Source organism: Massilia sp. Mn16-1_5 (assembly GCF_004798585.1).
In the GTDB taxonomy this organism is placed as follows: domain Bacteria; phylum Pseudomonadota; class Gammaproteobacteria; order Burkholderiales; family Burkholderiaceae_D; genus Telluria.
Map to the genome: position 1 here is coordinate 1 of NZ_PPXQ01000038.1, position 12,117 is coordinate 12,117.

Annotated in this window: 11 protein-coding genes and 1 pseudogene; 5 read left to right on the plus strand and 7 right to left on the minus strand. The window is 66.5% G+C overall.

What is annotated here, in order from left to right:
- The coding region (locus tag C2862_RS24715) for a zf-HC2 domain-containing protein (protein ID WP_210736126.1) at nucleotides 1–204 on the minus strand (204 nt) is incomplete at its 3' end.
- Entirely contained in the window at nucleotides 201–800 is a 600-nt protein-coding gene (locus tag C2862_RS24720; RefSeq protein WP_229467597.1) for an RNA polymerase sigma factor, read from the minus strand. The genes C2862_RS24720 and C2862_RS24715, both read right to left, overlap by 4 nt.
- A gap of 174 nt (nucleotides 801–974) precedes the next feature.
- Between C2862_RS24720 and C2862_RS24725 the strand changes: the two genes are divergently transcribed.
- The 5 genes from C2862_RS24725 to C2862_RS24745 all read left to right on the plus strand — a co-directional run bounded on the left by C2862_RS24725 (nucleotide 975) and on the right by C2862_RS24745 (nucleotide 7,011).
- Nucleotides 975–1,334 carry a nuclear transport factor 2 family protein gene (locus C2862_RS24725; RefSeq protein ID WP_136223674.1) on the plus strand — a complete coding sequence of 120 codons (360 nt, stop codon included), beginning with the start codon at nucleotides 975–977 and terminating at the stop codon, nucleotides 1,332–1,334.
- 10 nt (nucleotides 1,335–1,344) lie between these two features.
- Nucleotides 1,345–2,211: an alpha/beta fold hydrolase gene (locus C2862_RS24730; RefSeq protein ID WP_136223676.1), complete on the plus strand. Its 867-nt coding sequence runs from the start codon at nucleotides 1,345–1,347 to the stop codon at nucleotides 2,209–2,211.
- Nucleotides 2,211–3,053: a helix-turn-helix domain-containing protein gene (locus tag C2862_RS24735; protein ID WP_136223678.1), complete on the plus strand. Its 843-nt coding sequence runs from the start codon at nucleotides 2,211–2,213 to the stop codon at nucleotides 3,051–3,053. The genes C2862_RS24730 and C2862_RS24735 overlap by 1 nt, the downstream gene beginning before the upstream one ends.
- Nucleotides 3,054–3,720: 667 nt before the next feature.
- Nucleotides 3,721–4,437, plus strand: coding sequence for a hypothetical protein (locus tag C2862_RS24740; RefSeq protein WP_136223680.1), 717 nt, complete (start codon nucleotides 3,721–3,723; stop codon nucleotides 4,435–4,437).
- Nucleotides 4,438–4,584: 147 nt separating this feature from the next.
- Nucleotides 4,585–7,011 carry a DNA polymerase II gene (locus C2862_RS24745; protein ID WP_136223682.1) on the plus strand — a complete coding sequence of 809 codons (2,427 nt, stop codon included), beginning with the start codon at nucleotides 4,585–4,587 and terminating at the stop codon, nucleotides 7,009–7,011.
- A gap of 22 nt (nucleotides 7,012–7,033) precedes the next feature.
- Here C2862_RS24745 and C2862_RS24750 read toward each other — a convergent pair whose 3' ends face one another.
- The 5 genes and pseudogenes from C2862_RS24750 to C2862_RS25445 form a co-directional block, all read right to left on the minus strand.
- Nucleotides 7,034–8,713 carry an AMP-binding protein gene (locus C2862_RS24750; RefSeq protein WP_136223684.1) on the minus strand — a complete coding sequence of 560 codons (1,680 nt, stop codon included), beginning with the start codon at nucleotides 8,711–8,713 and terminating at the stop codon, nucleotides 7,034–7,036.
- A 140-nt stretch (nucleotides 8,714–8,853) separates the two neighbouring features.
- Nucleotides 8,854–10,515, minus strand: coding sequence for a 4Fe-4S binding protein (locus C2862_RS24755; protein WP_136223686.1), 1,662 nt, complete (start codon nucleotides 10,513–10,515; stop codon nucleotides 8,854–8,856).
- A 67-nt stretch (nucleotides 10,516–10,582) separates the two neighbouring features.
- Complete coding sequence (locus tag C2862_RS24760) at nucleotides 10,583–11,242, minus strand: DUF3306 domain-containing protein (RefSeq protein WP_136223688.1); 660 nt, start codon at nucleotides 11,240–11,242, stop codon at nucleotides 10,583–10,585.
- Between the two features lie 9 nt (nucleotides 11,243–11,251).
- Nucleotides 11,252–11,692, minus strand: coding sequence for a DUF3305 domain-containing protein (locus tag C2862_RS24765; RefSeq protein ID WP_210736127.1), 441 nt, complete (start codon nucleotides 11,690–11,692; stop codon nucleotides 11,252–11,254).
- Between the two features lie 13 nt (nucleotides 11,693–11,705).
- Nucleotides 11,706–12,117 (minus strand): annotated as a pseudogene (locus tag C2862_RS25445) (hypothetical protein); the annotation flags it as partial.

Here is a 12,117-nt window from a genome sequence, read left to right on the forward strand (position 1 = left end):
GTCGCACGGCGGGTCCGGCAGCTCGGCGGACGCGCGCAGCCGGCGCAGCGCGGCCAGGTCGGCGCGGCAGGCGGCGCACTCGCGCAGGTGATCTTCGGCGAGCGCCCGTTCCGCCTCGCCCATCCGGCCGCTCAGCAGCCAGGGCAGATTCTCCTGGGTCGCGCGGTGCGCGGCCTCGCCGCCAGGATGGGTGCGCGCGTTCACGGCCGCCCCTCGAGCTGGCCTTCGAACAGCAGCGCCAGCCGGCGCCGCGCGTGGAACAGGCGGGTTTTGACGGTGTTGACGGGACAATCCATGATCTCGGCAATCTCGGCGCAGCTCATGTCGTGATAGAAGGCCAGCTGGAAGGCGGCGCGCTGCGCCAGCGGCAGCGCGTCGAGCGCCTCGCCCAGCGCATGCGCGAGGCAGTGCTCTTCGAAGTGCCGCTCGGGCTGGCAGTTGGCGTCGCCGGCCAGGGCATCGGGAAAACAGTCGAGCGGCTCGTCGAGCCGGTGCAGCATCTTGCAGGCGCGCCGGTAGGCGATCGCGAATACCCAGGTCGAGACCTTGCAGCTGCCGTCGAAGGAGTCGGCCTTCTGCCAGACGACCAGCATGACGTCATTCACGATCTCCTCGATCAGCTGCGCGCTGCGCGTCATCCGGTGCAGGAAGCGCGTCAGGCGCGGAAAATAGCTGCGGTACAGGACCTCGAAGGCGTGCCGGTCCCCGCCCGCCACCAGGCCGATGAGTTCGGCGTCCCGGTCGACGGGGAGGTCGATCGGCCGCGCCGCAGGCTGCGTTTCATGGGTCCGGCAATCCACGCCTGCATCTCCGCTGTTTTCGGTGAATACCCTGCCGCGCCAAGCCGGTTCACATGCCGGCCGCGTTTCATTCTAACGCCAACGGTGCCGATTACCTCGGAGGTAATCGCCATGCGTCCGGCTTGCACGGAGAATCGGTTCCGTCAACACGACACACAACCGACGGAGGACATCATGGAACACGCTCACAGCCTCGCCCAGCAATACCTGGCCGCCTGGAACGAACGCGACACGCCCGCCCGCCGCGCCCGGGTGGCGCGCCTGTTCACGCTGGACGCCGAATACCTCGACCCGACCATGCGCGGCGCCGGCCACGACGGCATCGATGCCATGATCGCCGGCGCCCAGCAGCACTTCCCGGACCACCGCTTCACCCTCGCCGGCACGCCCGACGCCCACCACGACGTGCTGCGCTTCGGCTGGACCCTGCACGGTCCCGACGGGCGTGAGGTGGTGCGCGGCCTCGACGTCGCCACCGTCGCGCCGGACGGGCGCCTGGCGCGCGTCACCGGCTTTCTCGACTCCGTGGCCTGAGGAGGACGCCATGCCCGCCCTTCTGTCGCCCGGCTTCATCCGTACGCTTGATGGCGTCGACCTGTTCTACCGCGACTGGGGCAGCGGCCGCCCGGTCGTGTTCGTGGCCAGCTGGTCGCTCCCTTCGGAGTCCTGGAGCTACCAGATGCTGGCCCTGCTGGATGCCGGCTACCGCGTGATCGCCTTCGACCGCCGCGGCCACGGCCGCTCTTCCGACCCGGGCCGCGGCTACGACTTCGACACCCTGGCCGCCGACCTGGCCGCCGTGCTCGAGGCACTCGACCTGCGCGACGTGACCCTGGTCGGACACTCGATGGGCTGCAACGAGATCGTGCGCTATCTTCATCGTTACGGCAGCGCGCGCGTGGCCGGGGCCGCGCTGCTCGGCACCATGACGCCCTTTGTGCTGAAGACGCCGGACAACCCGGACGGCATCGATGCGAGCTACTTCGAGGCCGTGCGGCGCGAGCAGCTGATGGTCGATTTCCCGCAGTGGATCGACGAGAACATGCTGCCTTTTGTCGATGCGGACACGCCGGCCGGCATGAAGGACTGGGTGCGCGGCATGGCGCTCGGCGCTTCGCTGCAGGCCCTGGTCGAGTGCAACCGGGCGCTGGCGAGCACCGACTTTCGCGCGGAGATGGCCCGCATCCGGGTGCCTGTGCTGCTGATCTCCGGGACGGCGGACGCCAGCGCGCCTTATGCGCTGACGGCGCAAGCGAGTGCCCGTTTGCTGCCGGACGCGCGCCTGCGCAGCTACGAAGGCGCGCCGCACGGCATGTTCATCACGCACCGGGCGCAGGTGAACGCCGACCTGCTTGAGTTCGTGGAGGGCTTGGTCCACAATCGGCGTCACCCGATCCTCGAGGAGGCGTGATGGACACCAGCACCAGTACCAGCAGCGCCGCCGGCAGCGGCTTCGTTTCCGACTTCGCCGCGGCGCTGCGCTACTGGCGCCTCAAGCGCGGCTTCAGCCAGCTGCGCCTGTCGCTTGACGCCGACATCTCGCAGCGCCACCTGAGCTTCCTCGAAACCGGACGCGCCCAGCCCGGCCGCGAACTGATCCTGAAACTGGGCCTGGTGCTCGACATCCCGCTGCGCCAGAGGAATGCCATGCTGCTGGCCGCGGGCTTCGCGCCGGCCTACCGCGAGCGCGCGCTGTCCGACCCGGAACTCGACGCGGTCAAGCAGGCGCTCGACTTCATGTTGGCCCAGGCCGCGCCGTATCCGGCGCTGGTGGTCGACCGCCTGTGGAACCTGCTGATGCACAACGAACCGGCGGCGCGCATGATGCGCTTCTTCCTCGGCATGCCGGCAGACGCGCCGATTCCCGGCGACGGCGCGGTCAACATACTAAAACTGACGCTCGACCCGAACGGCCTGCGACGCCGGATCGTCAACTGGGAGGATGTCTGCACCGACCTGCTGCACTGGGTGCAGCGCGAAGCCATGGGCGACGGCCCGGGCAGCGAAGCGGCGGCGCTGCTGGACGAACTGACGGCCCTGCCCGGCATCGCCGCCGCCGCACGCCAGCCCAACCTCGACCGCCGTGCCCTGCCCTTCCTGCCGGTCATTCTGCACAAGGATGGAGTCGAGCTGAATCTGTTCACCACCATCACCACGCTGGGGACGCCGCATGACGTGACGGTGCACGAGCTGCGGCTGGAATCTTTTTTTCCGGCGGATGAGGCGAGCAGGCAGTGGTTTAACGCGGCTTAACGTGCCTAATAAAACCCCTTTCTTGCTGTGATAGCAACAAGCTCGTACACTCAGCCGTTTCTATCGTCTGCAACCGGCAAAAAGCGGGCGATTAGGTAAGGGCATCGAAAACGCTGATGAGATGAGATGACTCACTTCAAAGATTTGGAATTCGCCCACTACCATGGTCACAGCCATGGCGGGCCGCATTGCGCGGATGAGTGGAAGTGTTCCTTACTTGCAGTGGGTTGGTTGGAAAAGAATGAAAGCTTTCCAACTGGATCGTGCTCTTCGCTGGTCATAGCCAAACTGACGGAGCTACGCCATCAGTTTGAGGTGGCCTTTCCGAGGTATTCGTTTCGAGGGCTTCACGAATGTTCAATGTGCGATGGTGAGGCAAAGTTACTTCATGAGTCGCATGTCAATTTGTTCATCCCAGGCAAGGATGTCATCTACATGACACCAAGTAGAGTTGACCATTACATTGATATGCATTCGTATGGCCCTCCACAGGACTTCATCGATGCTGTTCTACTTTGCCCAGATCCAAGGTCAAACCAGTACAAGACAACATTGACTCGTCTGAACAGAGGACAGCAACCTCCTTTGTGGCGATGAGAGCGTCTGCAAGCGGCCATTCCCGAGCGCTCAGTGACTCACCATTTTTTAAGAAAAATTGACTATCTTCATGCGCATTCGTATCGTCTTCTACGTTCTTCTAGCACTGGCATGTTCAAATTCCGCGTTCGCCAAGTCTTTGAAAATCACTGTTGGAGGGAAAAGCCTCTTGGTAGAGGCTCCCGCGGGCTACTCGGACGCGTCTTTGGTTGGCCCTGACGCATGCGCATTGATAAAAGCGCAGGTCTCGCCGGAGCATCGATTCCTGGGCCTGTTCTATGAGGACGCCGAGATCGAAGAAATTCGTTCGGGAGCTTCCGCTGCACCGAGAAGATATTTCACGGTCTTGACCGAAACGAGACATGAATCAAAGGATTTCAGCCCGGACGACCCGCGTATAGGTAACGAAGCGGTGAAGAAGGCGTATCTTGGCTTGATTGCCCGCGATGGGGCCAGGATGAAAGTGCTTCTCGGCGAGCTTGCTGCCCGTACAGGCCGCACGGCGAAGGGGGACCCGAACATTTCTATGAATATTGGTGACGCCGTCGTGGGGGAAATGTTGAATGTCGCGCCTAATGCGATAGGTATGCTCGTCGTTTCAAAACCATCACGCATAGTCGAAGGAAAGAATGTTGTCTTTCCTATCGTATCCGTAGTTACACGAGTCTACTTAAAGCGGAAATTGGTTTACTTGAATGTTTATAGTCGCCTCGAAACAAAGGCGGATATGGAATGGGTCAAGTCGGCGTCACAGCAATGGGTTGCTGCAACCAACAAGATCAACTGACGGGCTCTTTTCCAACGTCAGCAATGGGTCGTACGCGGACGTACACGACTGCCGGCGGTATGTCGAACGATTTTGTCAGGACGTTCAAAGGGATTTGATAAACTGCCGCCTTTGGCCCGGTGGATCGCATCGCCTAGCACAACATCCATGAGTGACACAGCAAGACAGGGCTTTCTGCTGACGCGCCACTGGCGCGATGCGGACATCCAGGGCGACGATGGGACCGGCGGCGTCGAGGTCGAGCTCTGGCTCGCCACCGACGAGGGTCCATGCCGCCTGCGCCTGCCGGCGGCGGAGGCGGTCGCATTCGTCCCGGCCGAGCAGGAGGCGGCGGTGAGGAGCCTGTTGCAGCGGGAACGCGGTGCCGAACTGCGGCCGCTGGCCTTGTGCGACTTCCGCGGGCGTCCCGTGCTTGGGCTGTACTGCCGCCACTACCGCCACCTGATGCGGCTGGAGAGGCGCCTGCGCGAGCACGGGATCGACGTCTACGAGGCGGACATCCGTCCGCCCGAGCGCTACCTGATGGAGCGCTTCATCATGGCGCCGGTAGCGTTTACGGGAACGCCGGACCCTGGCGACCCCGCGCTGCTGCTGGCCGCACACCTGAAACCCGCGCCCGGCTACCGCCCGCGTCTGCGCACCGTCTCGCTCGACATCGAAACCACCATGCAGGGCGAGTTGCGCTCGATCGGCCTGGAAGGCTGCGGCCAGCGCCAGGTCTACATGCTGGGGCCGCCGAACGGCGACCCGGCCGGGCTCGACTTCGAACTCGAGTACTGCGACACGCGCCTGGCCCTGCTGGACAAGCTGGAAGCGTGGATGACGCGCCATGACCCGGACGCCATCATCGGCTGGAGCGTGATCGGCTTCGACCTGCGCGTGCTGCAGGAGCATGCCGAACGCCTGCGGCATCCCCTGCGCATCGGCCGCGGCGGCACGTCGATGGAATGGCGCACCAATGCCAGGGCCGGCACGGAACGGGAAGCACGCTATTTCGCGGGCTTGCCCGGCCGGCTGGTCATCGACGGCATCGAGGCGCTGCGCTCGGCTACCTGGAGCTTTCCTTCGTTCAGTCTGGAGCACGTGGCGCAAAGCCTCCTCGGCGAGGGCAAGTCGATCGACAATCCCTACGACCGCATGGCCTCGATCGACCGCATGTTCGCGCAGGACAAGCCGGCCCTGGCGCGCTACAACCTGAAGGACTGCGAACTGGTCACCCGCATTTTCGAGAAGACGGACCTGATGGCCTTCCTGCTGGAGCGCGCCAGCGTTACCGGCCTGGCGGCGGACCGCAGCGGCGGATCGGTCGCCGCCTTCGAGCACGCCTACATTCCGCTGATGCACCGCCTGGGCAGGGTCGCGCCCAACATCGGCGACGTGCCTGGCGCGGACAGCCCGGGCGGCTTCGTCATGGATTCGCGCTCGGGCCTCTACGATTCGGTGCTGGTGCTCGACTACAAAAGCCTGTATCCGTCGATCATCCGCAGCTTCCTGATCGATCCGGTGGGGCTGGTCGCGGGACTGGAGGAGCCGGAGGCCGTCACCGTACCGGGTTTTCGCGGCGCGCGCTTTTCGCGCACCCGGCACTGCCTGCCCGGCATCGTCGCGCGCGTGTGGGAAGGCCGGGAGGCGGCCAAGCGCGCCGCTAACCAACCGCTGTCGCAGGCGCTGAAGATCATCATGAACTCGATGTACGGCGTGCTCGGGACCACCGCCTGCCGCTTCTTCGACGCGCGGCTGGCTTCCTCGATCACCATGCGCGGCCACGAGATCATGCACCGCACGCGCGCGCTGATCGAGGCGCGCGGCTACCAGGTCATCTACGGCGACACGGACTCCACGTTCGTGTGGCTCGGCGCGGCCCACGCCGACGTCGACGCGCTGCGCATCGGGCGCGAACTGGTCGAGCACGTCAATGGCTGGTGGCGCACGCAGCTGCGCGAGGAGCTCGGGCTCGAGAGTGCGCTCGAGCTGGAGGTCGACACCCATTTCCGGCGCTTCCTGATGCCGACCGTGCGCGGCTCCGATGAAGGCAGCAAGAAGCGCTATGCCGGCCTGGCCGGCACGCCCGACGGGGGCGAGGAAATCGTGTACAAGGGCCTGGAGACGGTGCGCACCGACTGGACGCCGCTGGCGCAGCAGTTCCAGCAGGGCCTGTACGGCCGCATCTTCCGGCGCGAACCCTACGAGGATTACGTGCGCGACTACGTGGCGCGCACCCTGCGCGGCGACTTCGACGACCTGCTGGTCTATCGCAAGCGCCTGCGCCGGCCGCTCCAGGAATACGAGCGCAACGTGCCGCCCCACGTGCGCGCCGCCCGCATCGCCGACGACTTCCATATCGCCCGGGGCCGGGGAGCGCAATACCGCAACGGCGGCTGGATCCGCTACCTGATGACGACCGCGGGGCCCGCGCCCTTGGAGGTCATGGACGCCTGGATGGAAGAGAAGCGCTCGCCGATCGACTACGAACACTACCTGGTCAAGCAGCTGGAACCCGTCGCCGACGGCATCCTGCCTTTTGTCGGCGACAGTTTCGCGCGCCTTACCAGTCCGCAGGGCGCCTTGTTCTGACGTCCTTCCCCCTAGGTGCCGCTCAGGCGCCGACGTCCTCTTCGCGGAACTCGATACCCGTACCCGGCTCAGAATCCCGCGCCGCCTCCTGCTTGCGCAACTCGACGCGCCGGATCTTGCCCGAAATGGTCTTCGGCAGCTCGCGGAACTCGATGCGGCGAATCCGTTTATAGGGCGCCAGCCGCTCGCGCGCAAAGGCGAAGATCTCCTTCGCCAGCTCGCGGCTCGGCTCGACGCCCTGGCGCAAGGTGATGAAGGCCTTCGGCACCGACAGGCGCAGCGGGTCCGGGCTCGGGACGATGGCCGCTTCCAGCACCATCTCATGCTCGATCAGCACGCTTTCGAGCTCGAAGGGGCTGATCCGGTAATCGCTCGACTTGAAGACGTCGTCGTTGCGGCCGACGTAGAAGTAATAACCGTCTTCGTCGACCTGGGCCGTGTCGCCGGTGTGGTAATAACCCGCGCGCATGACGTCAGCCGTTTTTTCCTCGTCGCCCTCGTAGCCCAGCATCAGCGCCAGCGGCCGCGCGTCGAGTTTCACCGAGATCTCGCCCTCCTGCGCCGGCTGGTCGTCGAGGTCGAGCAAGGCGATGCTGTAACCGGGCAGCGGGCGCCCCATCGAGCCCGGCTTGACCAGCTGGCCCGGCGGATTGCCGATCTGGGCCGTCGTCTCGGTCTGGCCGAAGCCGTCGCGGATGCGGATGCCCCAGGCGCGCTCGACCTGTTCGATGACTTCGGGATTGAGCGGCTCGCCCGCGCCCACCAGTTCACGCAGCGGCGGTTTCCACTGGCTCAGGTCTTCCTTGATCAGCATGCGCCAGACGGTCGGCGGCGCGCACAGCGAGGTGACGCCGCAGCGCTGCACCGTCTCCAGCGCCGCTTTCGCGCTGAAGCGCTCGTAGTTGTAGACGAAGACGGTGGCGCCGGCGTTCCAGGGCGCGAAGAAGCAGCTCCAGGCGTGCTTGGCCCAGCCCGGCGAGGAGATGTTCCAGTGCACGTCGCCCTTCTGCAGGCCGATCCAGTACATGGTCGACAGGTGACCGACCGGATAGCTCTGGTGGCTGTGCAGCACCAGCTTCGGGCGCGCCGTGGTGCCCGAGGTGAAGTACAGCAGCAGCGGATCGCTGGCGCGGGTTTCGCCTTGTGGGGTGAACACGCTCAGCACGCGCCGGCAGTCGTCGAAGTCGTGCCAGCCGTCGATGCTGCCGCCCACGGCAATGCGCGTGTAGTTGCCCTTGACGCCTTCGAACTTGTGCGCCTCCGAGACCTGGGCGATCACATGGCGCACGCGGCCGCGCGCCAATCGGTCTTCCAGGTCGGCGGTCGAGACCAGCATGGTGGTCGGCACCAGCACGGCGCCGAGCTTGATCCCGGCCAGCATGATCTCCCACAGCTCGACCCGGTTCGGCAGCATCAGCAGCACGCGGTCGCCGCGATCGACGCCGCATTGCTGCAGATATTGCGCGACCTGGTTCGAGCGCGCCGACATGTCGGCAAACGAGATCTTCTGCTCGCGCCCGTCCTCTTCGACCACCCACAGCGCGGGGGCGTGGTTGTCCCTGGCCTCCTGGTCGAAGAAGTCGAGCGCCCAGTTGAAGGTGTCGAGCTTCGGCGCCTGGTAGTCGCGGTAGGCGGTGTCGTAGTCGGTGCGGTGCTGTTGCAGGAAGTCGCGAGTCTGGACGAAACGCTGGTAAGGGGTCATGTTGTCTCCTGTGCGGTTACGGGTCGGCCGCGCGCAGGACCGGGCATGTGCCCGGCGCGCCGCGGCATTGCGTTTTTATTATGTGTTGGCGCCCATTGTGCCACGGCTTGGCACCTGCCGGCAGGCCTGCACCGGGAGGCTCAAGGCCGGCGCCGCAGCGGCACCGCGAACTCGTCCTGCGGCTGCATCATGTCGATCACCCGGCAGTCGCCGCACATCTTGAGGCGGTCCAGGTTGCCGGCGAAGGCGCCGTGCTGCGACAGTTTCGAGAGCATGGTCTCGATCATGTGCAGGGTGCCGAAGGGCTTGCTGCAGCGGATGCAGTGGAAAGGCTGGGATTCGTTCAGGACCACGGTCTGCTTGCGCAATTCGCCGAAGACCATGCGCGGCACCAGCGTGATCGCGTTTTCCGGGCAGGTGTTGGCGCACAGGCCGCATTGCACGCAGTTCTGCTCGACGAAGCGCAGCTGCGGAGCGTTCGGCGTGTCCATCACGGCCGAGGACGGGCAGGCGCCGACGCAGGCCATGCACAGGCTGCAGGCCTGCTTGTTCACCGCGATCGCGCCGAACGGTGCGCCGACGGGCAGCGGCACGCTTTGGGGCTGCTGGCGCGCGTGGCGCAGCAGGTGGTCGAGCGCATAGTCGAGGGTGTTGCGCTTGTCCTGGGCCAGGTTGAAGGTCGCAGGCTGGGCCGGGGTCTCGCCGCGCGGCGCATGCTGCAGCGCGAGCGCCAGTTCCTGCGGATTACTCACGCGCAGCAGCTGGAAATGCGGGCCGGCGTACTCCAGTCCGTCGAGCACGGTCTGGGCGACACGCATCTGGGTATCGAGCGCGGCCGCGTATTGCGGCGCCTCGGCCTCCGTCATCAGCACCGTGACGCCGGCTGCGCCGTAGCACAGGCTGGTGAGCCAGAGGTCGATGCCGGTCGCGGCCGTGTGATGCAGGGCCAGGGGGATCACGCGGCCGGGCAGCTCGTCCGCCAGCGCTGCCAGCAAGGGCGTGCCGCCCTCGCCGTGGAACAGCAGGACCGGATCCTGGCCACCCGCCTCCGCATACGCGCGCAGGGCCGCCTTGATGCGGCTGCCCGTGTGCGCGGGCGACGGATAGTTGTAGCTCATGGCGCCGGTCGGGCAGACCGTGCCGCATGCGCCGCAGCCGGCGCACAGGTAGGGGTTGACCTTGATGCGGTCGCCGTCGCCGGTGATCGCCTTGGCCGAGCAGACCTCGATGCAGGCGCTGCAGCCGGTCAGCCCGTTGCGGCTGTGGGCGCACAGGCGTTCCTTGTAGGCGAAGTATTTCGGCTTTTCGAAGTCGCCAGTCATCTCCATCATCTCGGCGGCCGCCGCGCGGCGCGCGCCTTCGTCGGGGCCCGGCGCGTAATAGCCGTGCGGATGCTGGTGGGTGGAGATCAGCGGACTCGGCGCCAGGTCGAGCACCAGGTCGAACTTGCCCTGCTGGGCCGCCTGGCCGGGCGCCTGCCAGCGCGCCTCGAAGGCGCCGAGCCAGCCGGCGACGGCCACCGCGCGGGCGGCGAAGACGGGGTATGGACGCGCGCCGACTTCAAGGTCGTCGAGCAGCACCAGGGTGACCGGCAGGCTGGTGGCCAGGTGGTCGGCCCAGGCCAGGGCCTGCTCCGCGCTGCCGACGACCAGGGTGCGCCCGCCGGAGCGGTAGCTGACCGTGGCGGCGGCCTCGAAGGGAGCAATGGCGTCGGCCGCCAGGATGGCGGCGGTCTTGGCAAGGGCGTTGCGGCGTTCCTGCAGCGGATCGCCGGCCTGCCCTTCCAGAAATCGGATATTCATGCGTGACCTTGGGTAAATTTTGCTTGGGTAAATTCCGTTTGGCGGGTAGCGGAGACTGCCATGCCGATCACTGCTGCGTCTCCCCATTGTGCGCGTCCTCGCTCAGGTGCGCAATGGGGGTGGCGGCGTCCACGTGCGCGGAGCCACGTGCTTCGGCAGCGGGCTGGAACTGGACAAGCTTGTCCGGATCGGCGGCCTCGGCCGTGACAGCAGCGCCCTGCTCCGGCATGGCCGCTTCCTGCGCTTCGGCTTCGGCGATCGGCTCCGGTGTCCCGGCCGGGGTGGTGCCGAGGGCCAGGCGTTGCAGCTCGGCCTGCACCTCTTCGGGACGGCGCAGCACGCCGCGCGCATGGTCGAGCGCGGCGAGCATGGTGGCGGACACCGGATCGGGCTTGTTGTAGTCGTCCATGTACATGTCGAGCCGGTCCAGCACATTGAAGTGTGGATCGGAGAACAGTTTCTTCAGCGCCAGGCGCCGCACGTCCTTGTCGACCGCCTGGCTGACGAAGGCGGAAAAGTCGGAGTCGTGGGTGAGCTTCGAAGCATCCTCGAGCGTGGGCGTGGGGCGCTCGGCTGCGGCGGGCGCGGCCGGTTCGGCAAGGGGAACGGCAGGCGCGGCAGGCGTGGGCGCTGGAGCCGGCGGCGCTTCGGCGACGGTTTCGGCGCCGCTTGCCCCGCTGTCTGCCTTCTTGCGCGCCCAGCGGCGCAGGAATCCTTCTTCGGGCATCAATCGTCCTTACCCGTGCTGGCGGCCGCGGCGCGGCTTGGGCGTGTAGTGCTCGCGCAGGTAGCCGGCGACCCAGGCGTAGATCTCGGCCGGCATCGTGACGCCGTCCGCCGCTTCGCCGGAATCGAACATGCGCGTGCCTTCGACATAGCTGACCGAGGCGCGCGCCGGGATGGCGCGGCCCTCTTCCATGCGCCACAGGACGAAGACCTTCGATTCCGGCGCCATCACGTTCTCGTAATAGCCTTCGTTCTCGTCCGTATACAGTTCGAGTTCGAGGCCGGACACCATGTAGTAGTCACGCTCCGGGCTTTCGTCCAGCACCTGCAGGCGCGGCAGGTTGCCGCGGTCGGGCACGACGCCGACGGCGGACCAGGCCTCGTCGGCCCAGCGGTGCTGCAGCGCGCGGCGCTGCATGATCACCGCGATCGGCATGCTCGCCATTTTCATCGTTTCTCGACCTTCACTGGTTCTTCACTTCCTTCGAATTGCCCTTGTCGACCGCCGGCGAGGCGCCCTTCGGCATCGCCTGGGTCTGCTGTTTCTTGACGTCCGGGCTGGGCGAGGCCGTGCCCAGCTTTTCGCTCTTGATCGGCACGTTGGCCGACTGCAGCGCCTGCGGGCTGCGCGGCGCGGCGCCGCCGCCCGGCGATGCCGCGGCGTTGCCGGCCGGGGTGCCGGTGATCGTGTTGGCCGAAACGCCCGTGACGCGCGGCGCCACGCCCGGCATCGGCGTGCCGGTGGTGGCCACGCCGGTGGTCTGGACCGCCTGCGGCTTGGCCCCGCTCAGGGCGGCGCCCGCCGGCGCGCCGGTGGCCGACGGACCCGGCGCCGGCACGCCGGCTGCCGTGGCACCGGTCGCCGGTGCGCCGGCC

Bases quoted from the DNA above. Each gene is read 5' to 3' on its own strand.
- C2862_RS24730 (WP_136223676.1), top strand. From the start codon at position 1,345: ATGCCCGCCCTTCTGTCGCCCGGCTTCATCCGTACGCTTGATGGCGTC.
- C2862_RS24755 (WP_136223686.1), bottom strand. From the start codon at position 10,515: ATGAATATCCGATTTCTGGAAGGGCAGGCCGGCGATCCGCTGCAGGAA.
- C2862_RS24740 (WP_136223680.1), top strand. From the start codon at position 3,721: ATGCGCATTCGTATCGTCTTCTACGTTCTTCTAGCACTGGCATGTTCA.
- C2862_RS24760 (WP_136223688.1), bottom strand. From the start codon at position 11,242: ATGCCCGAAGAAGGATTCCTGCGCCGCTGGGCGCGCAAGAAGGCAGAC.
- C2862_RS24735 (WP_136223678.1), top strand. From the start codon at position 2,211: ATGGACACCAGCACCAGTACCAGCAGCGCCGCCGGCAGCGGCTTCGTT.
- C2862_RS24725 (WP_136223674.1), top strand. From the start codon at position 975: ATGGAACACGCTCACAGCCTCGCCCAGCAATACCTGGCCGCCTGGAAC.
- C2862_RS24750 (WP_136223684.1), bottom strand. From the start codon at position 8,713: ATGACCCCTTACCAGCGTTTCGTCCAGACTCGCGACTTCCTGCAACAG.
- C2862_RS24745 (WP_136223682.1), top strand. From the start codon at position 4,585: ATGAGTGACACAGCAAGACAGGGCTTTCTGCTGACGCGCCACTGGCGC.
- C2862_RS24765 (WP_210736127.1), bottom strand. From the start codon at position 11,692: ATGAAAATGGCGAGCATGCCGATCGCGGTGATCATGCAGCGCCGCGCG.